23 protein-coding genes are annotated in these 25,409 nt (G+C 70.7%); 14 read left to right on the forward strand and 9 right to left on the reverse strand.

Going from position 1 to position 25,409, the window contains the following annotated elements:
* Window positions 1-94: 94 nt before the first annotated feature.
* The 4 genes from KQY30_RS27110 to KQY30_RS27125 all read right to left on the reverse strand — a co-directional run bounded on the left by KQY30_RS27110 (window position 95) and on the right by KQY30_RS27125 (window position 4,977).
* The gene (locus KQY30_RS27110; RefSeq protein WP_217309093.1) at window positions 95-1,744 is read right to left on the reverse strand and encodes an alkaline phosphatase; all 1,650 of its coding nucleotides are present in this window, start codon (window positions 1,742-1,744) and stop codon (window positions 95-97) included.
* A 174-nt stretch (window positions 1,745-1,918) separates the two neighbouring features.
* Window positions 1,919-2,734 carry a DsbA family protein gene (locus tag KQY30_RS27115; RefSeq protein WP_217309094.1) on the reverse strand — a complete coding sequence of 272 codons (816 nt, stop codon included), beginning with the start codon at window positions 2,732-2,734 and terminating at the stop codon, window positions 1,919-1,921.
* Between the two features lie 78 nt (window positions 2,735-2,812).
* A complete protein-coding gene (locus KQY30_RS27120; RefSeq protein WP_217309095.1) occupies window positions 2,813-3,502 on the reverse strand; it encodes a hypothetical protein in 690 nt (229 codons plus the stop codon).
* A 140-nt stretch (window positions 3,503-3,642) separates the two neighbouring features.
* Window positions 3,643-4,977 carry a DUF2252 domain-containing protein gene (locus KQY30_RS27125; protein ID WP_217309096.1) on the reverse strand — a complete coding sequence of 445 codons (1,335 nt, stop codon included), beginning with the start codon at window positions 4,975-4,977 and terminating at the stop codon, window positions 3,643-3,645.
* 259 nt (window positions 4,978-5,236) lie between these two features.
* On the opposite strand from KQY30_RS27125, the gene dnaE reads away from it, so the two are divergent.
* Complete coding sequence (dnaE, locus tag KQY30_RS27130) at window positions 5,237-8,776, forward strand: DNA polymerase III subunit alpha (RefSeq protein WP_217309097.1); 3,540 nt, start codon at window positions 5,237-5,239, stop codon at window positions 8,774-8,776.
* 154 nt (window positions 8,777-8,930) lie between these two features.
* Here dnaE and KQY30_RS27135 read toward each other — a convergent pair whose 3' ends face one another.
* On the reverse strand, window positions 8,931-9,119 hold the full coding sequence (locus tag KQY30_RS27135) for a hypothetical protein (protein WP_217309098.1): 189 nt from the start codon (window positions 9,117-9,119) through the stop codon (window positions 8,931-8,933).
* Window positions 9,120-9,379: 260 nt separating this feature from the next.
* Here KQY30_RS27135 and KQY30_RS27140 point away from each other — a divergent pair, with 260 nt between their 5' ends.
* The 4 genes from KQY30_RS27140 to KQY30_RS27155 all read left to right on the forward strand — a co-directional run bounded on the left by KQY30_RS27140 (window position 9,380) and on the right by KQY30_RS27155 (window position 13,478).
* Complete coding sequence (locus tag KQY30_RS27140; protein ID WP_217309099.1) at window positions 9,380-10,747, forward strand: NYN domain-containing protein; 1,368 nt, start codon at window positions 9,380-9,382, stop codon at window positions 10,745-10,747.
* 164 nt (window positions 10,748-10,911) lie between these two features.
* Window positions 10,912-11,928, forward strand: a complete 1,017-nt coding sequence (locus KQY30_RS27145) for an ABC transporter ATP-binding protein (protein WP_217309100.1) — start codon at window positions 10,912-10,914, stop codon at window positions 11,926-11,928.
* A gap of 40 nt (window positions 11,929-11,968) precedes the next feature.
* The gene (locus tag KQY30_RS27150; protein ID WP_217309101.1) at window positions 11,969-12,805 is read left to right on the forward strand and encodes an ABC transporter permease; all 837 of its coding nucleotides are present in this window, start codon (window positions 11,969-11,971) and stop codon (window positions 12,803-12,805) included.
* A 34-nt stretch (window positions 12,806-12,839) separates the two neighbouring features.
* On the forward strand, window positions 12,840-13,478 hold the full coding sequence (locus KQY30_RS27155; RefSeq protein WP_217309102.1) for a DUF2567 domain-containing protein: 639 nt from the start codon (window positions 12,840-12,842) through the stop codon (window positions 13,476-13,478).
* A 259-nt stretch (window positions 13,479-13,737) separates the two neighbouring features.
* Here KQY30_RS27155 and ybaK read toward each other — a convergent pair whose 3' ends face one another.
* The 4 genes from ybaK to KQY30_RS27175 form a co-directional block, all read right to left on the reverse strand.
* Window positions 13,738-14,241 (reverse strand): Cys-tRNA(Pro) deacylase, encoded by a 504-nt coding sequence (gene ybaK, locus KQY30_RS27160; RefSeq protein ID WP_217309103.1) that lies wholly within the window; start codon window positions 14,239-14,241, stop codon window positions 13,738-13,740.
* 55 nt (window positions 14,242-14,296) lie between these two features.
* A complete protein-coding gene (locus KQY30_RS27165) occupies window positions 14,297-15,037 on the reverse strand; it encodes an LON peptidase substrate-binding domain-containing protein (protein ID WP_217309104.1) in 741 nt (246 codons plus the stop codon).
* A gap of 5 nt (window positions 15,038-15,042) precedes the next feature.
* Window positions 15,043-16,071 (reverse strand): hypothetical protein, encoded by a 1,029-nt coding sequence (locus KQY30_RS27170; protein ID WP_217309105.1) that lies wholly within the window; start codon window positions 16,069-16,071, stop codon window positions 15,043-15,045.
* Between the two features lie 342 nt (window positions 16,072-16,413).
* Entirely contained in the window at window positions 16,414-18,015 is a 1,602-nt protein-coding gene (locus KQY30_RS27175) for an oxidoreductase (RefSeq protein WP_217309106.1), read from the reverse strand.
* Between the two features lie 209 nt (window positions 18,016-18,224).
* Between KQY30_RS27175 and hisD the strand changes: the two genes are divergently transcribed.
* The 9 genes from hisD (at window position 18,225) to KQY30_RS27220 (ending at window position 25,318) form a co-directional block, all read left to right on the forward strand.
* Window positions 18,225-19,556 carry a histidinol dehydrogenase gene (gene hisD, locus KQY30_RS27180; protein ID WP_217309107.1) on the forward strand — a complete coding sequence of 444 codons (1,332 nt, stop codon included), beginning with the start codon at window positions 18,225-18,227 and terminating at the stop codon, window positions 19,554-19,556.
* A complete protein-coding gene (locus tag KQY30_RS27185; RefSeq protein WP_217309108.1) occupies window positions 19,553-20,692 on the forward strand; it encodes a histidinol-phosphate transaminase in 1,140 nt (379 codons plus the stop codon). Before hisD ends, KQY30_RS27185 begins: the two co-directional genes overlap by 4 nt.
* Entirely contained in the window at window positions 20,689-21,282 is a 594-nt protein-coding gene (gene hisB / locus KQY30_RS27190) for an imidazoleglycerol-phosphate dehydratase HisB (RefSeq protein ID WP_217309109.1), read from the forward strand. The genes KQY30_RS27185 and hisB overlap by 4 nt, the downstream gene beginning before the upstream one ends.
* Window positions 21,279-21,446: a hypothetical protein gene (locus KQY30_RS27195; RefSeq protein WP_046500898.1), complete on the forward strand. Its 168-nt coding sequence runs from the start codon at window positions 21,279-21,281 to the stop codon at window positions 21,444-21,446. Before hisB ends, KQY30_RS27195 begins: the two co-directional genes overlap by 4 nt.
* The gene (hisH, locus tag KQY30_RS27200; RefSeq protein WP_217309110.1) at window positions 21,443-22,087 is read left to right on the forward strand and encodes an imidazole glycerol phosphate synthase subunit HisH; all 645 of its coding nucleotides are present in this window, start codon (window positions 21,443-21,445) and stop codon (window positions 22,085-22,087) included. Before KQY30_RS27195 ends, hisH begins: the two co-directional genes overlap by 4 nt.
* Window positions 22,088-22,105: 18 nt before the next feature.
* Window positions 22,106-22,840: a bifunctional 1-(5-phosphoribosyl)-5-((5-phosphoribosylamino)methylideneamino)imidazole-4-carboxamide isomerase/phosphoribosylanthranilate isomerase PriA gene (gene priA / locus KQY30_RS27205; protein ID WP_046500909.1), complete on the forward strand. Its 735-nt coding sequence runs from the start codon at window positions 22,106-22,108 to the stop codon at window positions 22,838-22,840.
* Window positions 22,837-23,286 (forward strand): RidA family protein, encoded by a 450-nt coding sequence (locus KQY30_RS27210; RefSeq protein ID WP_217309111.1) that lies wholly within the window; start codon window positions 22,837-22,839, stop codon window positions 23,284-23,286. The genes priA and KQY30_RS27210 overlap by 4 nt, the downstream gene beginning before the upstream one ends.
* Entirely contained in the window at window positions 23,283-24,038 is a 756-nt protein-coding gene (gene hisF, locus KQY30_RS27215) for an imidazole glycerol phosphate synthase subunit HisF (RefSeq protein WP_217309112.1), read from the forward strand. Before KQY30_RS27210 ends, hisF begins: the two co-directional genes overlap by 4 nt.
* A 398-nt stretch (window positions 24,039-24,436) precedes the next feature.
* Window positions 24,437-25,318 (forward strand): alpha/beta hydrolase, encoded by an 882-nt coding sequence (locus tag KQY30_RS27220; RefSeq protein WP_254407699.1) that lies wholly within the window; start codon window positions 24,437-24,439, stop codon window positions 25,316-25,318.
* Window positions 25,319-25,409 lie beyond the last annotated feature (91 nt).

Below are 25,409 nucleotides of genomic sequence, written 5' to 3' on the forward strand. Positions count from 1 at the left end.
GCCCTGCGGAGCACGGGCCGCGCCGAGGTCCGTCCCGTTCGCCGGGGCCGGTGTCCTGTGCCGCTCCGGCCGCCGCTTCGTTCCGCGGACGTGGTCAACGTACGGGCTGATCCGCCCGTTCCACCCGCTGGGAGCCGGACAGGGTCCGGTACGAGCGGGCCCAGGACGTGGTCGCCTCGGGGTCGGTCCGGTCGGAGATGGTGTAGTAGTCCATCTGCGCCCGCTCGGCGGTGACATCGAGGACGCCGTAGCCGTGGTGGTCCATGTCCACCCACTTCACATGGCGGTTGGCGAGCTTCACGGCCGCCGACGCGACCACGGAGACCGTTCCGGCCGGGACACGCAGGATGTCGTCCAGATTGTCCGAGGTGACCGACGTGACCACGAACTCCGTCGCGGCGGAGGCGGAGAGCGGATAGGTGGCCGCCGTCACCGGTACCTCGTTGGCCCAGGCCATATGGATGTCACCGGTCAGGAAGACCGTGTTCCTGATGCCGCGCTGGGTGAGATGCGAGAGCAGCTCCTTGCGGTCGTGCGTGTAACCGTCCCACTGGTCGACATTGACCGCGAGCCCCTCCTTGGGCAGGCCCAGCAACTCGGCTATCGGGCCCAGCAGATGGGCGGGTACGGAGCCGAAGGCGACCGGCGAGATCATCACCGAGGTGCCGACCAGCTTCCAGGCGGTGTCCGAGCCCGCCAGGCCCGCCTTCAGCCAGTCGAGCTGGGCGCGGCCGGTGATCGTACGCTCCGGGTCGTCCACCGCGCCGCTGCCGACGCTCGTCTGCTGGGAGCGGAAGGAACGCAGGTCCAGCAGGTGCAGATCGGCGAGCGAGCCGAAGCGGAGACGGCGGTAGACCGTGCCCTCGGTGGAGGCGCGGACGGGCATCCACTCGAAGTACGCCTGCCGGGCCGCCGCCGCACGGTCGGCCCAGGAGCCCTCCGTACCCGGCGTGTGGTTCTGCGCGCCGCCCGACCAGGCGTCGTTGGCGAACTCGTGGTCGTCCCAGATGGCGATCATGGGGTGGGTGGCGTGCAGGGCCGCCAGGTCGGCGTCCGACTTGTAACGGCCATGGCGGGTGCGGTAGTCGGCGAGGCTGACGATCTCGTGCTCCGGCTCGTGCCGCCGTACGGTGTACTCCGCCGCGGGGAAGTCGCCGGTCGCGTACTCGTACAGGTAGTCGCCGAGGTGGAGCACCGCGTCCAGGTCGGCGCGGGCGGCGAGATGGCGGTACGCGGAGAAGTGACCGGCCTCCCAGTTGGCGCAGGAGACCACTCCGAAGCGCACGCCCGGCGCGGCGGCGTCGGGCGCGGGGGCGGTGCGCGTACGGCCGACGGGGGACACGGTCCCGCCCGCGGTGAACCGGAAGTAATAGGTGCTCGCCTGGCGAAGACCCCTTACATCGGCCTTGACGGTGTGGTCCGAGGCGGCCCGTGCGACGGTGGCGCCCCGGGCGACGACGGAGGCGAACTGCCGGTCCTCGGCGACCTCCCAGGCCACCTCGGTGTCGGCGCCCCTGCCGGAGCCGGGGACGGCATCGGGGGACGGGGTGACCCGGGTCCAGAGCAGGACGCCGTCCGGGAGCGGGTCCCCGGAGGCGACACCATGGAGGAAGACGGGGGCCTCGGCGGCGGAGGCGGTGCCGCCGAGAACGGCCGGGGCGGCGACAGCGGTGACGGCGGCGGTGGCGGCAGCGGCCTTGACGACCGTGCGGCGACGCGGCGAAGAAGGCGGGAGACTGGTCACGGGCGATGAGATTACTGACCGGTAAGCCGACAGGGCAGGCGAATCGGGAATGTTCGCCTGCCCTTCGGACACCGGCCGCGCACTGGCCACCGCCCGGGGGCCGCCACGCGAGGACAGGCCCGCGCGGGCGCGGCAGCCCTCTCCCGGCGGCCCCGGAACGGCCCGTCAACTCCCTTACGCCGCCAGGGCCTTGGAGAGTGCCGAGGTGAACTCCGCCACCGTCATGGGCGGGTTCTCGCTGCCCTCCGCGGTGAGCTTCCTGCCGTCCATCTTGAGCGTCGGGGTGCCGGTCACACCGCTCTTGTCGAAGACCGCCGACATCTTCATCGCCCAGGCGTCGTACGTACCGTCCGTGACGTCCTTCTGGAACGCCTTGTTGCCCTTGAGCGCGTTCACCGAGTCGGCCACCTGGATCAGATAGCTGTCCTTGGCGAACTTGTCCTGGGTCTCCTCGGGGTGGTATTTCGTCGAGTAGAGCGCGGCCTTGTACTGGAGGAACGCCTCCGGGCTCACATTGAGCGCCGCGCCCAGCGCGGAGAGGGCGTTCTTCGAGCCGGTGCCGTTGTCGCTGTTGTCGATAAAGGTCGCGCCAATGTACTTGATCTTGAACTTGCCGGCGTCGATGTCGTTCTGGACCGTCTCGCCGACCGTCTGCTCGAAGCCCGCGCAGACCGGGCAGCGGGGGTCCTCGTACAGTTCGAGGGTCTTCTTGGCGTCCGCCTTGCCGATGACGACGGTCGTACCGTCCTTGCCCTCGGTGTTCTTCGGGGCGACGACGGTCGTCTCGTCCTTCATGGCCTCCCAGTGCGAGGGCTTGTTCGCCTGGACGACGGCGTAGCCGACACCGCCGGCTATTGCGAGGACCACGACGGCCGAGCCCGCGACGATGAACTGGCGGCGGACCCGGTCCTTCCGCGCCTGCCGCTCGCGCTCCTCGCGCAGCCGCTCGCGGGCCGCCGCCTTGCCTGACTTGCTGTTCCGTGCGCTCATGATGAATCACTCCGTGTGATGACGTGCTTCCGCTGACGCGGAGAGGACGGGGACTGGCTGCCGGGCTGCCCGCTCGGCTCAGACGGAGCCGAGCGGCGCGAGGCGCGGCGGCCCGCGCCGTCCCACGGAGTGCACAAGGAGTTGAGTACGGGAGGGCCGCGGGGGGTCCGCCGGGCGGGCGGGCCGTCGGGCGCCCGTCACGGCCGTTCCCGCCACCGCGGCGGCCGCGATCAGCAGCGGCCGGAACGCGAACGCCGCCACGGCCCGTACCAGACCGGACAGCGCGGACTCGCCGTGCCGCAGCCAGTACGCCGCCAGCAGTCCGATCGACACATGCACGGCCAGCAGCAGCCAGGGCAGGGCCGGGTCCGGAGAGTTCAGCAGGGCGGCCGGGGCGGTCTCCGGGGAGACCACGGAGGGCAGCGGAGCACCGAAGGCCCCGCCGCAGAGGACATCGAAGCCGACCGAGCGGAGCGACCCCGCCACGGGGCCGCCCGCCGGTCCGTAACAGACATGCTGGCCGCTGGTGAAGACGGTGTCGGCGGCCAGTTCGAGTGGGACGAGCAGGGCGGCGATCCGCCAGAAGCCACGCTCGCGGCCCGCCGCGGCGTAGGCGAGCAGGAACACCAGGGCGCTGAGCCCGGCGACCAGGGACAGCGGTACCGGGGCCCGGGACAGCAGCACATGGGAGCCCGCGGACAGCGTCACGACCAGTGCCGTGAACAGTGCTGCCCGCGTCGCCCTCAGCCGCGTCCCGGATATGTCCATCGCCGCAGAGTGTGCCATGCGCCCCTGTAAGCAGTCCCTAAACGAGTCCCCGAACGCTCGCTGAGCTGGGCCTCAGGAGCGGGACGGTCCTCAGGGCCCGACCGGTGGCCGGGTCTGAGGGGCCGACCGGTGGCCGGGCCTCAGGAGGTCAGCCGGCCGTTGCGGAACAGGTCCACGAAGATCTGGTGGTCGGCCCTGGCCCGCGCTCCGTAGCTGTGCGCGAAGTCCACCAGCAGTCGGGCGAAGCCCTCCTCGTCGGCCGCGATCGCCGCGTCGATGGAGCGCTCCGTGGAGAACGGCACCAGCGAATGGCCGCTCTCGTTGTCCGCCGCCGAGTGCATCGTGGCCGTGGCCCTGCCCAGGTCGGCGACGACCGTCGCGATCTCCTCCGGGTCGTCCAGGTCCGACCAGTCCAGATCCACCGCGTACGGCGAGACCTCCGCCACGAGCTGCCCGGCCCCGTCCAGCTCGGTCCAGCCCAGCCACGGGTCGGCATGGGCCTGGAGCGCCCGCTGCGAGATCACCGTGCGGTGGCCCTCGTGCTGGAAGTACTCGCGGACGGCGCGGTCGGTGATGTGCCGGGAGACCGCCGGGGTCTGCGCCTGCTTCATATAGATCACGACATCGTTCTCCAGGGCGTCGCTGTTGCCCTCCAGAAGGATGTTGTACGAGGGGAGGCCCGCGGAGCCGATGCCCACGCCCCGGCGGCCGACCACATCCTTCACGCGGTACGAGTCGGGACGGGCCAGGCTGGACTCGGGAAGGGTCTCCAGATAGCCGTCGAAGGCCGCGAGGATCTTGTACCGGGTGGCGGCGTCCAGCTCGATGGCGCCGCCGCCCGGGGCGAAGCGCCGCTCGTACTCCCGGATCTCGGTCATCGAGTCGAGCAGCCCGAAGCGCGTCCGCGAGCGGGCGGAGCGCAGGGCGCCCAGCAGCGGGCCCTGCGCGGTGTCCAGGTTGAAGGGCGGCACCTCGTCGTCCTTGGCGCCGGTGGCCAGGGCGTGGATCCGTGTGCGGTAGGCGTCCGCGTAGGTCTCCACCAGGCCGGTGATCTGCTCGTCGCTGAGCGCCTTGGTGTAGCCGATCAGCGCGAGGGAGGCGGCGAGGCGCTTGAGGTCCCAGGTGAAGGGGCCGATGTACGCCTCGTCGAAGTCGTTCACATTGAAGATCAGCCGGCCGTTGGCGTCCATGTAGGTGCCGAAGTTCTCGGCGTGCAGGTCGCCGTGGATCCAGACCCGGCCGGTGCGCTCGTCCAGGAACGGCCCGGCGCCGGTGCGCTCCCGCTCCAGGTCGTTGTAGAACAGGCACGCCGTGCCCCGGTAGAAGGCGAACGCGGAGGCCGCCATCTTGCGGAACTTCACCTGAAAGGCCGCCGGATCGGCCGCGAGCAGCTCACCGAACGCGGTGTCGAAAACGGCGAGGATCTCCTCGCCGCGCTGCTCGTCAGCTACCTCGACAGGTCGCGGGACCGACATGGATGTGCCTCCTGGCGCATGGCTCTTGGGGGTGACATGGGGGTGACAATGGGGGGTGGGGCGGAAGGGCGAAACCCGGATCCGGCGGGGCCGGAGCCCCCGCAGGGGCAACGCCCGACGTTACTCGGGAGTGCCCGCCGGTTGTCAGACCCGGGACGTAGACTTCGTCGCTGTCCCCCCAAGGCTGATCGCGGCCGGGGGCCCGGGGATTGCGTCCGGGAAAACACACAGTGTCGTACGTTCGCTGGAGGCCTTCACCGTGACCAAGCCGCCGTTCACGCACCTGCATGTCCACACCCAGTACTCGCTGCTGGACGGTGCCGCGCGGCTGGGGGACATGTTCAAGGCGTGCAACGAGATGGGCATGTCGCACATCGCGATGACCGATCACGGCAATCTGCACGGTGCCTATGACTTCTTCCATCAGGCGAAGAAGGCGAATGTGACGCCGATCATCGGGATCGAGGCGTATGTGGCGCCGGAGTCGCGGCGCAACAAGCGGAAGATCCAGTGGGGGCAGCCGCACCAGAAGCGGGACGACGTGTCGGGTTCCGGCGGCTACACGCACAAGACGATCTGGGCCGCCAGCAAGACCGGGCTGCACAATCTGTTCCGGCTCTCCTCGGACGCGTACGCGGAGGGCTGGCTCCAGAAGTGGCCGCGGATGGACAAGGAGACCATCGCCCAGTGGTCGGAGGGGCTGATCGCCTCCACCGGATGCCCCTCGGGCGAGCTCCAGACCCGGCTGCGGCTCGGACAGTACGACGAGGCGGTGCAGGCGGCCTCCGACTACCAGGACATCTTCGGCAAGGACCGGTATTTCCTGGAGCTGATGGACCACGGCATCGAGATCGAGCGCCGGGTCCGCGACGGGCTGCTGGAGATCGGGAAGAAGCTCGGCATCCCCCCGATCGTCACGAACGACTCGCACTACACCTACGCCGACGAGGCCACCGCGCACGATGCGCTGCTGTGCATCCAGACCGGCAAGAACCTCTCCGACCCCGACCGCTTCCGCTTCGACGGCTCCGGCTACTACCTCAAGTCCACCGACGAGATGTACGCCGTCGACTCCTCCGACGCCTGGCAGGAGGGCTGCGCCAACACCCTTCTGGTCGCTCAGCAGATCGACACCGAGGGCTGGTTCGAGGAGCGGAACCTGATGCCCAAGTTCGATGTGCCGGAGGGCTTCACCGAGGTCACCTGGTTCCGCGAGGAGACCATGCGCGGCATGGCGCGCCGCTATCCGAACGGCATCCCGGACGACCGGCTCAAGCAGGTCGAGTACGAGATGGGCATCATCATCGAGATGGGCTTCCCGGGATACTTCCTGGTGGTGGCCGACTTCATCATGTGGGCGAAGAACAACGGGATCGCGGTGGGCCCCGGCCGGGGCTCCGCGGCCGGCTCGATCGTGGCGTACGCGATGGGGATCACCGACCTCGACCCGATCGAGCACGGGCTGATCTTCGAGCGGTTCCTCAACCCCGAGCGCATCTCGATGCCCGATGTCGACATCGACTTCGACGAGCGTCGGCGCGGTGAGGTCATCCGGTACGTGACCGAGAAATACGGCGCCGACAAGGTCGCCATGATCGGCACGTACGGCAAGATCAAGGCGAAGAACGCCATCAAGGACTCCGCCCGCGTGCTCGGTTACCCGTACGCGATGGGCGACCGGCTCACCAAGGCCATGCCCGCCGATGTGCTGGGCAAGGGCATCGACCTCAACGGCATCACCGACCCCAAGCACCCGCGGTACAGCGAGGCGGGCGAGATCCGGGGGATGTACGAGAACGAGCCGGATGTGAAGAAGGTCATCGACACCGCGAAGGGTGTGGAGGGCCTGGTCCGGCAGATGGGCGTGCACGCCGCCGGGGTCATCATGTCCAGCGAGACCATCACCGACCATGTGCCGGTATGGGTGCGCCACACCGACGGAGTGACCATCACCCAGTGGGACTACCCGAGCTGTGAGTCGCTCGGCCTGCTGAAGATGGACTTCCTGGGCCTGCGGAACCTGACCATCATGGACGACGCCGTCAAGATGGTGAAGGCGAACAAGGGGCTCGATCTGGACCTCCTCGCCCTGCCGCTGGACGACCCCCAGACCTTCGAACTGCTGGGGCGCGGCGACACACTCGGGGTGTTCCAGTTCGACGGCGGACCGATGCGTTCGCTGCTGCGGCTGATGAAGCCCGACAACTTCGAGGACATTTCCGCCGTTTCGGCCCTGTACCGGCCGGGCCCGATGGGCATGAACTCGCATACGAACTACGCGCTGCGCAAGAACGGGCAGCAGGAGATCACCCCGATCCACCCGGAGCTGGAGGAGCCCCTCAAGGAGGTCCTGGGCCTCACCCACGGCCTGATCGTGTATCAGGAGCAGGTGCAGAAGGCCGCCCAGATCATCGCCGGGTACTCCCTGGGCGAGGCCGACATCCTGCGCCGCGTGATGGGCAAGAAGAAGCCCGAGGAGCTGGCGAAGAACTTCGTCCTCTTCCAGGAGGGCGCCAAGAAGAACAACTTCTCGGACGAGGCGATCCAGGCGCTGTGGGACGTGCTGGTCCCGTTCGCCGGATACGCGTTCAACAAGGCGCACTCCTCCGCGTACGGACTGGTCACCTACTGGACCGCGTACCTGAAGGCCAATCACCCGGCCGAGTACATGGCGGCGCTGCTGACCTCGGTCAAGGACGACAAGGACAAGTCGGCGGTCTATCTGAACGAGTGCCGCCGCATGGGCATCAAGGTGCTGCCGCCCAACGTCAACGAGTCGCAGTCGAACTTCGCGGCACAGGGTGACGACGTGATCCTGTTCGGGCTGACGGCCGTGCGGAACGTCGGGCAGAACGTGGTGGACTCGATCATCCGGTGCCGCAAGGCGAAGGGGAAGTACAGCAGCTTCCCCGACTTCCTGGACAAGGTCGAGGCGGTCGTCTGCAACAAGCGCACGGTCGAGTCGCTGATCAAGGCCGGCGCCTTCGACGAGATGGGCCACACCCGCAAGGGGCTGGTCGCGCACCACGAGACGATGATCGACAATGTGGTGCAGGTCAAGCGCAAGGAGGCCGAGGGGCAGTTCGACCTCTTCGGCGGGATGGGCGACGAGGACACCAGCGAGCCGGGGTTCGGGCTCGACGTCGAGTTCTCCGACATCGAGTGGGACAAGTCGTACCTCCTCGCGCAGGAGCGGGAGATGCTCGGGCTGTATGTGTCCGACCACCCGCTCTTCGGTCTCGAACATGTGCTGTCCGACAAGGCGGACGCGGCGATCGCCCAGCTCACCGGTGGTGAGCACGCGGACGGCGCGGTGGTCACGGTCGGCGGGATCATCTCCGGCCTCCAGCGCAAGATGACCAAGCAGGGCAACGCCTGGGCGATCGCGACGGTCGAGGATCTCGCCGGGTCCATCGAGTGCATGTTCTTCCCGGCGACCTATCAGCTTGTCTCGACGCAACTCGTCGAGGACACCGTCGTGTTCGTCAAGGGGCGTCTCGACAAGCGCGAGGACGTCCCGCGGCTGGTCGCGATGGAGCTGGCGGTCCCGGATGTGTCGGCGGTCGGGACCGACGCGCCGGTCACCATCACCATCCCCACGGTGAAGGTCACCCCGCCCATGATCAGCAGGCTCGGTGAGATTCTCACCCACCACCGGGGGAACTCCGAGGTCAGGATCAAGCTCCAGGGCGCGCACAAGACGACGGTGCTGCGGCTCGACCGGCACCGGGTGCAGCCCGATCCGGCGCTGTTCGGGGACCTGAAGGTGCTGCTCGGCCCGACCTGCCTGGCGGGTTAGGTCCGCGGTCTGTCTGGCAGGTCAGGCCGGCGGGCCGGGCCCGCGGTTCCGGGGCTGCTCGGAACGTACTCAGTGCACAGAAGAGGGGCACGCCCGCTGATGGGCGTGCCCCTCGTGCGTCGTGATGTCCGACCGCGACGCCCGGACCGTGACGTCAGTTGTGGCCGAAGCGCTTCTGCCGGCCCTTCTGCGCGACGTCCGTCGGGGAGATGTTCGACAGCCTCTCCTCCGACCTGTCCTCCATGGACGAGGACCCCCTGTCCTCCGTGCCGCGCGGGGACTCGCCGCGGTGCGGCTGCTTGCTGCTTCGGTCCCGATGGTCGCGGTTCTTGTTCTTGGCCATGGTGCTGCCTCCTGCGGGGGATGAGTCGGGACTCCAGGGCCGCGTTCAGAGTCACATAGGCCGGAAAACGCCGCATTTTGGATCATTGCCGTGTGTAGTGGTGCCTTGTCACAGCGGTGGCCGCTGATCCGGCGCCGGTTCGTTCCTGATCCGCCACGCCGATGATCGAGTTCCGGACGTTAAGCCTCTTGCCGTCGGGCAGACTCGAAGCAAACCCGCAGTAACTCCCGAACTCCCGACCCCGAAGTTCCCGAAAGAGGGTGGAACGCGTGGACCGCTGCGTCGTCCTGGTGGACGCCGGCTATCTGCTGGGCGCCGCCGCGAGTCTTCTCGCCGGAGAACCGGCGCGTTCCCGTATCTCCGTCGATCATGCCGCCCTTATTCAGGGCCTGCGTGAGCGCGCCGAGGCCGATACGGAGCGGCCGCTGCTCCGTATCTACTGGTTCGACGGAGCCCCCGACCGGGTCCCGCAGCCGGAGCACCGGAGGCTGCGGGTGATGTCGAGAGTGACGGTACGGCTGGGTGCGCTCACCCGGAGTGACGGGCGCTGGGCGCAGAAGGGCGTCGACGCGGCGATGCACGCGGAGCTGACCGAGCTGGCCAGAAATCGCGCATGCTCCGATGTGGTGCTCGTGACCGGGGACGGGGATCTGCTACCGGGGCTGATGTCGGCCAAGGAGCATGGCGTCGCCGTACACCTCTGGGCGGTGCAGGCCGCGGACGGCGACTACAACCAGTCCGAGGATCTGGTGGCCGAGGCGGACGAGCGGCGGGTGCTGGACCGGTCCTGGATCACCAAGGCCGTACGCGCGAAGGATCTGGCCGGGGTCTGTGCGCCTCCGCCGGCCCCGCGGCCCGAGATCGCGGCGATCCTCTCCGCCCCGCTGCCCGAATCGGCGCTGGCGGCGTCGGCGGAGCGGGCGGCGGAGGCGGAAGCCGAGGCGGAGGCCAGGGCACGGGCGAGCGGGCGGCGCAATGGGGCGTCCGCGACGGCGGGGGCGTCCGGGGCGGGCGTCGACCAGGGGGCCGCGGAGAGTCATACGGAAAGCCATACGGACGGCCATGCCGACGGCCATGCGGCGGGGACCGGTGGGAAGAGCGTACCCACGCCCAAGGATCTGGCGGGGCTGCGCGGGCCCGGGCCCGGGCAGGGGCAGCCGTCCGGCCAGTCCGGGGCCGGGCAGGCGGCGCAGCAGGCAGCGGGTGCGACGCTCCGCTGGTCCTCCGACAAGGGGTGGGTCGAGCGGCCCGGCGGCGGTACCGCGGGTGAGCCGCCGGAGACCGCGTCGCTGCCGACGCTGGCGCAGCTCACCAGCGCGGAGCAGCGCTGGGCGGACCGCGAGGAGGACATCACCACGGTGGGCGGCGACCCGTTCGAGGTCGGGCAGGTCTTCGCGCGCCGCTGGATGGAACGGCTGCCGGACGCGAGCCATGTGCAGAAGCTGTCGGTGATGTACCCGCGGGTGCCGCACCGTATCGACGGGGAACTGCTGCGGTACGCGGCGCGGTTCGGGCTGCTGGCGCACAAGGACGACCAGATCGACGAGCACGACCGGTACGCGATCAGAGCCGGGTTCTGGCGGGAGATCGACGTACGAGCGGCGGCGGACAAGGCGCCGCAGGGGTAGGGGCGTGTCTGCTCCGCCGGGTCCGCCCTGCCGGCCGGTTCGTCCTCAATCGCCGGACGGGCTTGGTTTCGGCCGACCGGCACGGGTCACGCCCCCCGGTGCTGGGTGCTCGTGGATTGCGCTCGGCCGCGCCAAATCGGTGGTGCGCAAAGCCGACCCAGGAAATGGGGTGCGGCGGGGACCACGTATGGTCGTCTTTCGTGAGTACGGTGTGCGTGGTGCGCGATCTGGTGAAGACGTACCCCGCCGCGCGCGGCCGACGGGGCACCCCCGCTACTCCGGCGGTCCGTGCCACCGACGGGATCTCACTCGATGTGCGGCGCGGGGAGATCTTCGGGCTGCTCGGCCCCAACGGCGCCGGCAAGTCCACGCTCGTACGACAGCTCACCGGGCTGATGCGGCCCGATTCCGGCGAGATCGAGGTCCTCGGGCACGATCTGGTGCGCCATCCCGAACGGGCCTCGCGGCTCATCGGTTATCTCGGACAGGAATCCACCGCGCTCGACGAGCTGACCGTCGCGCTCGCCGCCGAGACCACCGGCCGGCTGCGCGGCCTCGCGCTGCGGGCCGCGCGGGCCGAGCGGGATGTGGTGCTGGACGAACTGGGGTTGACCGAGATCGCCGGGCGGCCGCTCAAGAAACTGTCCGGCGGGCAGCGCCGGCTGGCCTGTTTCGCCGCCACGCTGGTGGGCGAGCGAGCCGTACTCGTTCTGGACGAGCCGACCACCGGGATGGACCCCGTCGCGCGGCGCGCGGTGTGGGCCGCGGTGGACCGGCGGCGGGCCGAGCACGGGGCCACCGTGGTGCTCGTCACCCACAATGTGATCGAGGCGGAGACCGTGCTGGACCGGGTCGCCGTGCTGGAGTGCGGCAGGGTCATCGCCTGCGACACCCCGTCCGGGCTGAAGGAACGGGTCGCCGGCGAGGTCCGGGTGGAGCTGGTGTGGCGCGAGCGTGCGCCGCTGGACGTGCCCGAGGTCGCCGCGCTGCGCGGTTCCGCGCAGGAGTCGGGGCGCCGCTGGGTACTGCGGCTCGCCCCGGACGAGGCGCGCGCCGCCGTCGCCGCGGTCACCGGAGGCGCCGCCTTCGCCGCGCTGGACGACTTCACGCTCGCCACGCCGAGCCTGGAGGATGTGTATCTGGCACTCGGCGGACGGACGAAAGGGCTGGTGAAGGCATGAGCGCCGCCCTCGGGTACGGAGCGAACAGGAGCAGCGCCAGGTGAGCATCGTGCCCGCGGAGGCCGTGTCCGGGAGGCCGGGAACAGCGGCGGACACCCCGAACCGACCGGATCCCGTCGAGCCCGCGCCCCTCGCGCCCCGGGCGCGGCTGCTGCCGTCGCTCTCCGCCGTCTACCGCGCGCAGCTCTCCCGGGCACGGGTCGCCCGGATTCCGCTGCTCTTCGTGGCGACCTTCCAGTCCGTCGGGATCATGGTCCTGATGCGGGGCGTCGTCGACGGCGGGGCCGAGGCGCGTGCGGTCGTCGCCGGGTCGAGCGTGCTGGTCGTCGCGTTCGTCGCGCTGAATCTGCTCGCCCAGTACTTCGGGCAGCTCCGGGCGAGCGGCGGCCTCGACCACTACGCCACCCTGCCGGTGCCGCCCGCCGCGGTGGTGCTGGGCGCGGCGGGCGCGTACGCCTCGTTCACCGTGCCCGGCACCGTTCTCACGGCCGTCGCGGGAAGCGTCTTCTTCGAGCTGCCCCTCACCCATCTCTGGGTGCTGGCCGCGGTCATCCCGCTCTCCGGCGCGGCCCTCGCCGGGCTGGGCGCGGTGCTCGGGCTGCTCGCGCCGCGCCATGAGGTGGCCACCCTGCTGGGCCAGCTCGGCATGTCCGCGGCGCTGCTGCTCGGCGTACTGCCGGCGGACCGGCTGCCGGGGGCCCTGGTGTACGCGCGCGATCTGCTGCCGTCCACGTACGGTGTCGAGGCGCTCGCCCGTACCTTCGACGCGCGCCCCGACTGGGGGGCCGTGGGGCTCGACCTCGCGGTGTGCGCCGCCGTCGGTGTGTTCTCGCTGGCCGTGGCGACCCGGGCGTACCGGCGCGCGGCGGTCCGATGAGGCATGACGGGGCCCGGCCTGGCACGATGGCACCGTGACCGCACCTCTGACACCGTCTCACCAGCCGCCGCACGATGATCCCTGGCAGTCACCGTCGGCCGGGGGCCCGTCCTTCGCCGCGGACGGCGGGGAGAAGGGCGCGTCCGACATGAGGACCGAACTGCGCCAGGCGGTGGTGGTGCTGGTCGCGGTCGCGGTGTCGGGGGTGGCGCTGGGGCTGCTGTGGCTGTGGCTGGCGCCGCGCGTGCCGCTCATCTCGGACGCCACGGCGGTCTTCCTCAAGGACACGGAGGGCGAGGAGGCGATCGCGGCGGACGGGGTGTTCCTGCTGCTGGCCCTCGGTTTCGGTGCGGTGAGCGGTGCGGCGGTGTTCCTGTTCCGCAGGCGAGGCGGGATCCCCCTGGTGATCGGGCTGGCGCTCGGCGGGCTGCTGGGGGCGGTGCTGGCGTGGAAGGTGGGGACGTGGCTCGGCCCTACACCGGACGTGGTGGCGCACGCGAAGGCGGCGGGTACGGGGGTGACGTTCGACGCGCCCCTCGAACTCAATGCGAAGGGGGCGTTGCTGGGGTGGCCGGTGGCGGCGCTGGTGGTGCATTTGGCGCTGACGGGGCTGTTCGGGCCGCGGGATCCTGAGCCGGTGCCGGACTGGACGTGGCCGTCGCGGGACGTATGACGGGGCGCGGGGTCCGGGTGCAGGTGTTTTCGCCGGACCCGCCCGGCAGGCCGGTTCGTCCTCAATCGCCGGACGGGCTTGATTTTGTGGCCTGCGGCCGGAGCGGGGCGCAGGGCGGGCCCGTACGGATGGGAGCCCGGCGTCCGGGCTGACGGTTCCGTCCTCAATCGCCGGACGGGCTTGAATTCGCGGCCCGCAGCCCGAGCGCGGTGCAGGGCGGGGCCGTACCGGACGGGCTTGTTCCAGCGGTCGCTTCGGGCTATGTACGGCCGATGGGGGCCACGGTCGCCGACGTCAGTGTCGTCAGGTCCTTCGGGGACAGCTCGACCTCCAGGCCCCGGCGGCCCGCCGAGACGCAGATCGTGGGGTGCGACTCCGCGGACGCGTCCAGGACCGTGCGGAGGCGCTTGCGCTGGCCCAGTGGCGAGATGCCGCCCCGCACGTAGCCCGTCGTACGTTCCGCCGCCGCCGGGTCCGCCATCGCCGCGCGTTTGCCGCCCACCGCGGCGGCCAGCGCCTTGAGGTCGAGGGAGCCGGCGACCGGGACGACCGCCACGGTCAGTTCGCCGTCGACGTCCGCGACCAGGGTCTTGAAGACACGGTCCGGGGAGACGCCCAGCGCCTCGGCGGCCTCCTCGCCGTACGACGGGGACGCGGGGTCGTGCTCGTACGCGTGGAGGGTGTACTCCGTACCCGCCGCGGTCAGCGCGACCGTCGCCGGGGTGCCTCCGGACTGGGACTGCTTCTTGGGCTTCTTCGCCAAGGCGGTGATTCCTCGCGTCGGTCGTCGGTCGTCGGGAAGAGGCGGGCGGGCGGAGTCAGTTGGGGCTGGGCGGGGTGTGCGTCAGTGTCACTGCGGGCAGCGACGGGAGATGGCGCAGCACCGCCGTCTCGGCGCGCAGCAGTTTCAGCTCCTCGCGCAGCCGCGCCGCGATGTCCGGCGCCTCCAGCAGCCGCTGCTTCCCGGGGGTGCCGAGCACAACCGCGGCCGCGACCAGGTACGACACGACCGAGGGCTCGTCCGGGAGTTCGTCGCCGGTGGAGAGGGAACGTTCGCGCGCGCCCGCCAGGCGCTTCTGGTAGCTGCGGAACGCCCGCAGTACCCCCTCGGCCAGCGACTGCGCCCCCTCGCCCGGCTCCTCGGTGAGGTCCTCCACCTCGGCCGTCAGATACGGGCCGCTCGCGTCGACCGAGAGCAGTCTGACCCGGGTGGTCCCGGTCGCCACCACCTCGAAGCTGCCGTCGGGGCGCTCCCGGATCGTCGCCGCGTCCGCGACGCACCCCACCGGGTGGAAGGCGGCGAGGGGTTCGGGGCCAAATCCGGCGGCGGGTCCCCGCTCGGGCACGGCCGTCGGGTCCGGCATCCCCGGTGCGGTCTGCGCGACTTCGTGCCCGTCACGGATGGCGACCACGACAAAGCGGCGCGGCTCGGAGTCGTCCGTCTTGAGCAGCTCGCGCATCATCGCGCGGTAGCGCTCCTCGAAGACGTTCAGCGGCAGGACGAGGCCCGGGAACAGCACCGCGTTCAGCGGGAAGAGCGGGAGGCGTGCGGTGGTCACAACGGTCAAGCGTAATGGCCGCGGGGCGGTCTCCGTCCGGGTCTGTTCCGCAAAGGCATCGCCGAGGCCACCTGGATCCGGACACGGTCGCGCGTTTCCAGGAACCGGCCCAGCGGATCGTCGGTGAAACAGGTCCACGGGAAGGACGTCGCGTACGGTCCGATCAGCCGGAACTGTTCCAGCGCCGCGCTCCAGCGCTCCCGCTCCGCCAGGACGTACGCCAGCAGATTGCGCACCTCGGCCGGCCAGGGATCGCCCGCCGCGTATTCGGCGGAGACCGTGATCGCGAGGTCCGCGGCCCTGTCGATACGGTCCGCCTGTACGGAGGTCAGCTCGCCGCCCAGCAGTTGCGTGAAGGCGGCCCGTACCGGCAGCGCCCGTACCAGGGAGCCCGGAAGCGCGTCGTACGCCGCCTGTTCGGCGAAGTCGAAGCACTCGCGGTGCGAGCCGTACCACTGGGCCGAGAGGTACTGGAGCGCGGCGACATGGCAGCCGTAGTGGTGCGAGGAGCGCCTTATGGCCTGCTCCCACAGCGACTCGAAGGCGGAGTGCGTGGCGTGCGTACCGCGGGCGTGGTCGAGCGCGACGCGCCAGGGCACAGGATCGCGCGGATCGCCGTCGGCCGCGGCGTCGATCAGCGGGCCGGTCTCGCGCAGCCGTTCCGCGCGGGCGGGCGACTCCCAGGCCCTGCGGATGGCGAGTTCGGCCTTGACGAGGAGCGCGTCGGGGTCGCGGGGCGTGGCGCGCAGCCAGGCGGTGAGCCAGGCGTCACGGCCGTGGGCGAAGGCCGCCAGCCGCATCACATAGCGGTCGCGGTTCTCCCACTCGGCGGATTCCCGGGTGGTCGCGAGCAACTTCGCGGCCTGTTCGTACTCGCCGAGCGCGGCGGAGACCAGCGCGGGGCCGAGCCGTTCATCGGGGGCGTCGAGGAGCACCGCGTCGTCCGGCGGCAGCCCGGCGACGAGCTGCGGCGTGTGCCGGACCGTACGCGCGGTGCTGATCAGGGCGCGAAGCAATGACATGGTGCGGACCATTGAAAACCGCAGGTGGCGGACGCGCCAGGGGGCGGCTGTGAAGCTTTCGTATCGGGCCGGAGGGTTGTCCTGCCCGAAGTCAAGGGAAAGTAAAAAAGCCGGTGCCTCTGTGCCGGGGGCGCGTGGGTTGGTGGCGGGCGGTGAAGGGGGGCGTGCAGGGGGCGTGTCCGGGACACTAAAGCGTGATTTGTGGCGCCTGGACGCGTGATGCTCCGTACGCCTAGGGGCGCCGTAAATCATGCCGTCCCGGATGTGCCCCCGAAGCGACCCCCGGCGACAACCCGCACCCGAAAACCGGCCCGCGCCGCAGCGGACCCCGGACCACTGCGGACCCCGGGCCGCCTAACCCCGGCGCAGCAGCCGCGACGCTCCCGTCGCCACCGTTGTCGCCAGGATCCAGCCCAGCAGTACCAGTGCCGCCGCCGCCCACTGCCAGCCGCCCGTCAACAGCCAGTAGCCGTCCTGGCCGAGGTTGATCACCGGGATCAGCAGATCCAGCGCGTAGAGCGCCGGATTCCACTCCGGGTGCTCCGTCGCCTTGATCGACCGCGGCGCGTGCTGCGCGAAACCGATCGTGCCCGCGCCCCACAGCACCGCCATCCACAGCGCCGCCCGGCCCGGCCGGTAGCCGTACGCCACCGTCCAGTCCTGGAGATACCCCCAGAGCTTGGCGGCCAGCGGCAGCGTCTCGCGGCGGCGCCGCTGCTTGGCGAGCAGCACCTCGCGCGCGTCCGCGTCCTCGCCGCTGTTGCGGAGCACCTGCGCCAGCCGCTCGTACGGCTCCGGGGAGTACTCGGGAGTCGCCGCCGCCACCCACTCCAGCCGCCGCAGCAGCGGGAAGTGGCCGAACGGGACGAGGTTCTCGTACACGAAACCGCCCATCGCGAGCCCGCCGGGCCCCGGCCAGCTCGTCGACATGTCGACCAGGGTGACGATCTTCGCGCCGCTCAGGACGACCCTGCCCTCCTCCGGGCGCTCGCACTTGAACCGCAGTTCGGGAGTGACGATCCTGCGCAGCGACAGCTCCTCCGTCGCCGCCAGGAAGAACCGCGCCTGGTCCACATCGACCGCGTCCCCGAACCGCCCGTCGTCGAGCCGTACCCCGCCGCGGCATTCGAACGGCTGGAGCCGGGTGCCGTGCAGCGGGGTGGAGACCCGCCCGATGCCGTGCGGCGGCGTCGTCCCCGGTGCGCCGGTCTCGTCGCTGATCCACGCCCCCGTCATGTACAGCGACCGTTCCACCGTGAGCTGCGGGGCGTTGAGCGCGCGCCGCCCCGCCGGGGCGCGCAGTCTGCTCCCGCGCAGGCTCAGCGACACGCCGATCTTGGCGCCGCGCAGACTGACCTCGCCGTGTGTCTCGATCTGATCGGCCTGGAGGTCCTGCGCGACGGACATCCCGTCGGCGGTGATGGCCCGGCCGAGCCGGTCGGGCCGTACATCGATCTGGCTGATCAGCAGATCCGTACCGATCTGCGCGTCCGTCAGCCGGATACCACGCTCGACCCGGCAGCGCGGCAGATGGAGATCGCCCTCGGTGTGCAGCCGGGCCGCCTCCAGCCGCGGAATCGCGCAGCCCACCATCCGCAGGGTGGTGAAGTGTGATTCGGGCAGCACCACTTCGTTCTCGAAGCGGCAGTGGTTCAGCTCGACGTACGGCGCGATCGTGCCGCCCGCGAGATTCAGCGTCCCGGTGATCTGGACCCCGCGCAGCTTCAGTGCCGCGACCCGGCCGGGCAGCGCGGCCGGTCCGCTGAGCAGCAGCAGCGCGACGACCCGGGCGCGCACACTGCGCTCGGTGCCCCAGGGGCGTGGCGAGAACGGATCGTTGAGCAGCGGATCCGCGGCGCTCAGGTCGTACATGCTGCCGTTGCGGAACGACTGCCACATGCCCAGTTCCGCCGCGCTGAGCCAGTCCGGAGATTCGTCGTCCTGCGGCTCGGTCACTGCCGCCTCCGCTTCCCCTGATCGAATACAGCCTGATCGAATACAGATGGTCACAGATCAATCACAGACAGTCCCTGAATGGTCCGTACAACGGTTGTTCCCGCTCAGTGACGAGCTGAACGCTAGTGGTGCGGTGGGGCTTCCGGGACGTGTATCAGCCAGTGATACGCGCGTCCGGCGGCCTGGTCCGGTCTGCGAGAATTGACCCCGTGATCTCACGAATCGACCTGCGCGGCGACACCCTCCCCGAGGGCGGAGCCCTGCGTGATCTGCTGCCCCGAGCCGAGTTCGACGTGGAAGCCGCCCTGGAGAAGGTGCGGCCCATCTGTGAGGACGTACGCCATCGCGGCACGGCGGCTCTGATCGAGTACGCGGAGCGGTTCGACGGTGTGACGCTGGAGCGGGTACGGGTGCCCGAGCAGGCGCTGGGAGCCGCGCTGGACGCGCTCGATCCGGCGGTACGGGCCGCTCTTGAGGAGTCGATCCGGCGGGCCAGGGCGGTCCACGAGGCACAGCGGCGCGGTACGACCACCACGCAGGTCGTCCCCGGCGGCACGGTCACCGAGCGCTGGGTCCCCGTCGAGCGCGTGGGTCTGTACGCGCCGGGCGGCCGGTCCGTCTACCCGTCCTCCGTGGTCATGAACGCGGTGCCGGCGCAGGTGGCCGGCGTCGAGTCCATCGCGCTGGCCTCGCCGGGCCAGCGCGAGTACGGCGGTCTGCCGCACCCCACGATCCTGGCCGCCTGCGCGCTGCTCGGGATCGACGAGGTGTACGCGGCGGGCGGCGCCACGGCCGTCGCGATGTTCGCGTACGGCACCCCAGGACCTGACGGCTGCGCCCCGGTGAACATGGTCACCGGGCCCGGCAATGTCTGGGTCGCCGCCGCCAAGCGCTACTTCACCGGCCGGATCGGCATCGACGCCGAGGCCGGCCCCACCGAGATCGCGATCCTCGCCGACGGCACCGCCGACCCGGTGCATGTCGCCGCCGACCTGATCAGCCAGGCCGAGCACGACCCGCTGGCCGCCGCCGTCCTCGTCACCGACTCCGTCGAGCTGGCCGACGCGGTGGAGAAGGAGCTGGAGCCGCAGGTCGCCGCGACCAAGCACATCGACGACCGGGTGGTCCCCGCGCTCTCCGGACGGCAGTCCGCCGTCGTGCTGGTCGGCTCCGTCGAGGACGGGCTGCGGGTCGTCAACGCGTACGGCGCCGAGCACCTGGAGATCCAGACCGCGGACGCGGCCGGGGTGGCCGGGCGGGTCCGCAACGCGGGCGCGGTCTTCGTCGGCCCGTACTCCCCGGTCTCGCTCGGCGACTACTGCGCGGGCTCCAACCATGTGCTGCCGACCGGCGGTTGCGCCTGCCACTCCTCGGGGCTCTCCGTCCAGTCCTTCCTGCGCGGCATCCACGTCGTGGACTACAGCGCGGACGCGCTCGCCGAGGTCGCCCACCATGTGGTCACGCTCGCGGAGGCGGAGGATCTGCCGGCGCACGGCGCGGCGGTTAAGGCACGGTTCGATTGGCAGGTGCCCGGTAAGTGAGCGGCTCCGCATCCTCCGGCACCGGCGATCGTTTCGGCATCGACGATCTCCCCGTACGGGACGAGCTGCGCGGCAAGTCCCCGTACGGCGCGCCCCAGCTCGACGTCCCCGTACAGCTCAACACCAACGAGAACCCCTACCCCCTGCCCGAGCCCCTCGTCGAGCGGATCGCCGAGCGCGTCCGCGAGGCCGCCCGCGGGCTCAACCGCTACCCCGACCGGGACGCCGTCGAGCTGCGCACCGAACTGGCCGCGTATCTCACCCGTACCGGAAAGCACCCGCTGACCGCCGCGAACGTCTGGGCCGCCAACGGCTCCAACGAGGTCATCCAGCAGCTCCTCCAGGCCTTCGGCGGCCCCGGCCGTACCGCGATCGGCTTCGAGCCCTCGTACTCGATGCACAGCCTCATCGCGCGCGGCACCGGCACCGGCTGGATCTCCGGGCCGCGCAACGAGGACTTCACCATCGACCTGGCGGCGGCGCGCTCGGCGATCGTGGAGCACCGGCCCGATGTCGTCTTCATCACCTCGCCCAACAACCCCACGGGCACGGCGGTCGACGCCGGAACGGTCCTGGCGCTGTACGAGGCGGCCCAGGCGGGCCGGAGGACGCTGGTCGTGGTGGACGAGGCGTATGTCGAGTTCAGCCACCGCGCCTCGCTGCTGCCGCTGCTGGCGGACCGCCCGTATCTCGTCGTGTCCCGCACGATGTCCAAGGCCTTCGGCGCGGCGGGACTGCGGCTCGGCTATCTCGCGGCGCACCCCGCCGTCGTCGACGCCGTCCAGTTGGTGCGCCTGCCGTACCACCTCTCCGCCGTCACCCAGGCCACCGCGCTCGCCGCGCTGGAGCACACCGATACGCTGCTCGGGTACGTCGAGACACTCAAGGCCGAGCGGGACCGGCTGGTGGGGGAGTTGCGGGCGATCGGATACGAGGTCACCGAATCGGACGCCAACTTCGTCCAGTTCGGCCGCTTCGAGGACTCCCACACGGCCTGGCGGCGCCTCCTCGACCGGGGCGTCCTGGTCCGTGACAACGGCGTACCGGGCCGGCTGCGGGTCACCGCGGGCACCCCGTCCGAGAACGACGCGTTCCTCGACGCGGTACGTGACCTCAAGAAGGAGCAGAGCGCATGAGCCGCATCGGCCGTGTGGAACGCAGTACGAAGGAAACCTCCGTGGTCGTCGAGATCGACCTCGACGGCACGGGCCGGGTGGATGTGGCGACCGGGGTCGGCTTCTACGACCACATGCTCGACCAGCTCGGGCGGCACGGCCTGTTCGACCTCACGGTGAAGACCGAGGGCGATCTGCACATCGACACGCACCACACCATCGAGGACACCGCCCTCGCCCTCGGCGCCGCCTTCCGGCAGGCGCTCGGCGACAAGGTCGGCATCTACCGCTTCGGCAACTGCACGGTCCCGCTGGACGAGTCACTCGCGCAGGTGACCGTGGACCTGTCGGGGCGCCCGTATCTCGTGCACACCGAGCCCGAGAACATGGCGCCGATGATCGGCGCGTACGACACGACGATGACCCGGCACATCCTGGAGTCCTTCGTCGCCCAGGCCCAGATCGCGCTGCATGTGCACGTGCCGTACGGGCGGAACGCGCACCACATCGTGGAGTGCCAGTTCAAGGCGCTGGCGCGGGCCCTGCGGTACGCCGCCGAGCGCGACCCGCGCGCGGCTGGAATTCTCCCCTCGACCAAGGGCGCACTATGACCGGCCTGTCGACACTTCTGATCATCGTGGGTCTGTTTCTGGCCGGGGGTGTCTACTCCTTCTCCAAGCAGAAGATGCCCAAGGGCGTGATCGTGCTGCTCGGGCTGTGCTCCGCGCTCTGTCTGATCGCCGGAGTGCTGCGTATCCAGGGGATCTGGGAATGACCAAGAACGGCAAGAGCGTGGTCGTCTTCGACTACGGGTTCGGCAATGTCCGGTCCGCGGAGCGGGCCCTTGCCCGGGCCGGCGCCGAGGTCGAGATCACCCGCGACTTCGACCGCGCCATGAACGCCGACGGACTGCTCGTCCCCGGGGTCGGCGCCTTCGCCGCCTGTATGAAGGGCCTCACCGCCGCCCGCGGCGACTGGATCATCGGCCGCAGACTCGCCGGCGGCCGTCCCGTCCTGGGTATCTGCGTCGGAATGCAGATCCTCTTCGAGCGCGGTATCGAGCACGGCGTCGAGACCGAGGGCCTCGACGAATGGCCCGGTACCGTCGCGCCGCTGGCCGCGCCGGTCGTTCCGCACATGGGGTGGAACACGGTCGAGGCGCCCGGGGACAGCGAACTGTTCGCCGGGCTCGACGCCGGGGCGCGCTTCTACTTCGTCCACTCGTACGCGGTGCACGACTGGAACCTGGAGGTCACCAACCCCCGGATCCGCGCCCCCAAGGTCACCTGGTCCACCCACGGCGAGCCGTTCGTCGCGGCCGTGGAGAACGGCGCGCTGTGGGCCACCCAGTTCCACCCCGAGAAGTCCGGCGACGCCGGTGCCACGCTGCTGACCAACTGGATCGGAACCCTCTGAATGTCACCCGAGGTTCTTGTGCCGAAGCTCGAACTCCTCCCCGCCGTCGATGTCCGCGACGGCCAGGCCGTACGCCTGGTGCACGGTGAGTCCGGTACGGAGACGTCCTACGGCTCCCCCCTCGAAGCCGCCCTTGCCTGGCAGCGCTCCGGCGCCGAGTGGCTGCACCTCGTCGACCTCGACGCCGCCTTCGGCACCGGCGACAACCGGGAGCTGATCGCCGGGGTCGCCGCCGCCATGGCGGACGCCGGCATCAAGGTCGAGCTCTCCGGCGGCATCCGCGACGACGCCTCCCTGGCCGCCGCCCTCGCCACCGGCTGCACCCGGGTCAACCTCGGCACGGCCGCGCTGGAGACCCCCGAGTGGGTCGCGCGGATCATCGCCGAGCACGGCGACCGGATCGCGGTCGGCCTGGACGTACGGGGCACGACCCTGCGCGGCCGGGGCTGGACCCGGGACGGCGGCGACCTCTACGAGACGCTGGCCCGGCTGGACTCCGAGGGCTGCGCCCGCTATGTCGTCACCGACATCGCCAAGGACGGCACCCTCCAGGGCCCCAATCTGGAGCTGCTGAAGAACGTGTGCGCCGCGACCGACAAGCCGGTCGTCGCCTCCGGCGGAGTCTCCTCGCTGGCCGATCTGCGTGCGATCGCCTCGCTCGTACCCGTGGGCGTCGAGGGCGCGATCGTCGGAAAGGCGCTGTACGCCAAGGCGTTCACCCTGGAAGAGGCACTCGCGGCGGTGGCCGGATGACCGCCGGAGCAGATGCGGCCGACACGGGCGCCGCGGGGACAGGTGCCGCGGGCACGGGCATCAGAAGGGTCTCGTCCGGCGGCCCCTGGGAGGAGGCCTTCGGCTACTCCCGCGCGGTCGAACTCCCCAACGGACTGGTCCTGGTGTCCGGCTGCACGTCGGTGGTCGACGGCAGGATCGCGGAGGGCGGCCCGTACGAGCAGGCGAGGACCGCCTTCGGCGTCGCGATCAAGGCGCTGGGGGAGCTGGGCCTCGGTGCCGAGCATGTCGTGCGTACCCGTATGTACATCACCCATGTCAGGGACGCCGACGAGGTGGGGCGGGCGCACAAGGACCTGTTCGGTGCCGTACGCCCGGCCGCCTCGATGGTCGTCGTCGCCGGGCTGATCGACCCGAGCCTGTTCGTCGAGGCCGAGGTCGAGGCGTACCGGGGAGGTGCGCGGTGACCCTCGCGGTACGGGTCATCCCCTGCCTGGACGTGGACAACGGCCGGGTCGTCAAGGGCGTCAACTTCCAGAACCTGCGGGACGCCGGCGACCCCGTCGAGATGGCCGAACTGTACGACGCGGAGGGTGCCGACGAGCTGACCTTCCTCGACATCACCGCCTCGTCGGGCAACCGCGAGACGACCTATGACGTGGTGCGCCGCACCGCCGAGCAGGTCTTCATCCCGCTCACCGTCGGCGGCGGTGTCCGTACCGCCGAGGATGTCGACAAGCTGCTGCGGGCCGGCGCGGACAAGGTCGGGGTCAACACCGCGGCCATCGCGCGGCCCGAGCTGATCCGGGAGATCGCCGAGCGGTTCGGGCGGCAGGTGCTGGTGCTGTCGGTGGACGCGCGCCGCACACCGTCGGGTTCGTTCGAGGTCACCACGCACGGCGGGCGCCGGGGCACCGGGCTCGACGCGGTCGAATGGGCGCACCGGGCGGCCGAGTTGGGGGCCGGCGAGATCCTGCTCAACTCGATGGACGCGGACGGTACGAAGGACGGCTACGACATCGAGATGATCGCGGCCGTGCGCCGGCATGTGACCGTGCCGGTCATCGCGTCCGGGGGCGCGGGCCGGCTCGGGGACTTCGCGCCGGCGGTCGAGGCGGGCGCGGACGCCGTGCTCGCCGCGTCCGTCTTCCACTTCGGCGATCTGCGGATCCCGGAGGTCAAGAACGCGCTGCGGGAAGCGGGCCATCCGGTGCGCTGAGGCCGGGTGTTGACCCCATACACCGACGCGGGCGCCGACGGGCTCAGGCGGGCGTCGACAGGCCCGCGCGTGTGCTGACGGGCCCGCGTGGGTGCGGACCGGTGCTGATTCCGGCCCGGGGCGGGCGCTGCTCCGGGCCGGTCGGGCCCCGGCCCGGAGCAACACCCCCGCGCGCCGCCCTGTTTGTGAAATCGGGTGGATTCCGGTGAAATCCGGTGAAGGCTGACGGCTTTCGGTGAAGACCGGTGAACTCACTGGTGCTTTTCGGGCGAATGCACCGGGACAGTGGAACCGCCAGCCGTCACGACCTCCTCACCGAGAGGGCCCCCACCGTGCAGCAGCAGCTCGCTCAGCCGCGTACCCCTGCCCGTATCTCCTGTGTCCCTCGTATCTCTCGTATCCGCCGGATCCGTACGCTCAGGGGCTTACTCGCCGCGACCGCCGCGACCGGCGGTCTGCTCGTCGCCTCCCTCCCCGGTACGGCCGGAGCGGCGGCCAATCCGTACGAGCGCGGACCGGCCCCGACCGTCGCCAGTATCGAGGCCCCTCTCGGCCACTACGCCGTCTCGCGGACCACCGTCGCGCGGTCGAGTGTCACCGGCTTCGGCGGCGGTACGGTCTACTACCCGACGTCCACCGCGGACGGCACCTTCGGTGCGGTGGCCATCTCGCCCGGCTTCACCGGCACCCAGTCCAGCATCGCCTGGTACGGGCCGCGGCTCGCGTCGCAGGGCTTTGTCGTCTTCACCATCGACACCGTCACCGTGCTCGACCAGCCGGCCGGCCGGGGCCGTCAACTCCTGGCCGCGCTCGACTATCTGACAGGCAGCGGCTCGCCGGTCGGAAACCGGATCGACCCCTCCCGGCTGGGTGTCATGGGCCACTCCATGGGTGGAGGCGGCTCTCTGGAAGCCGCCAAGAGCCGTACGTCCCTGAAGGCGGCGATCCCGCTCACCGGCTGGAACCTGGACACCACCTGGCCCGAGGTCCGTACACCCACCCTGGTCGTCGGGGCGGACGGCGACACGATCGCGCCGGTCACGCTGCACTCCGAGCCGTTCTACACATCGCTGCCCGCCGCCCTCGACAAGGCGTATCTGGAGCTGAAGGGCGCGGTGCACCGCACGCCGATCACCCCGAACACCACGATCGCGAAATACAGCGTCTCGTGGCTGAAGCGGTTCATCGACGCCGACACCCGCTACGAGCAGTTCCTGTGCCCGCTGCCCGCGCCGGGCCCGACGATCGCCGAGTACCGGGGGAACTGCCCGCACTCCTGAGGCATTTCGCCACAGCCGTACGACAGGACCTGACAGCCGTACGGCAGGCCATGGCACGGCCGTACGGCAGGCCTTCGGCACGACCGTACGG

Source organism: Streptomyces sp. GMY02 (assembly GCF_019056675.1).
Classification (GTDB): Bacteria; Actinomycetota; Actinomycetes; order Streptomycetales; family Streptomycetaceae; genus Streptomyces; species Streptomyces odonnellii.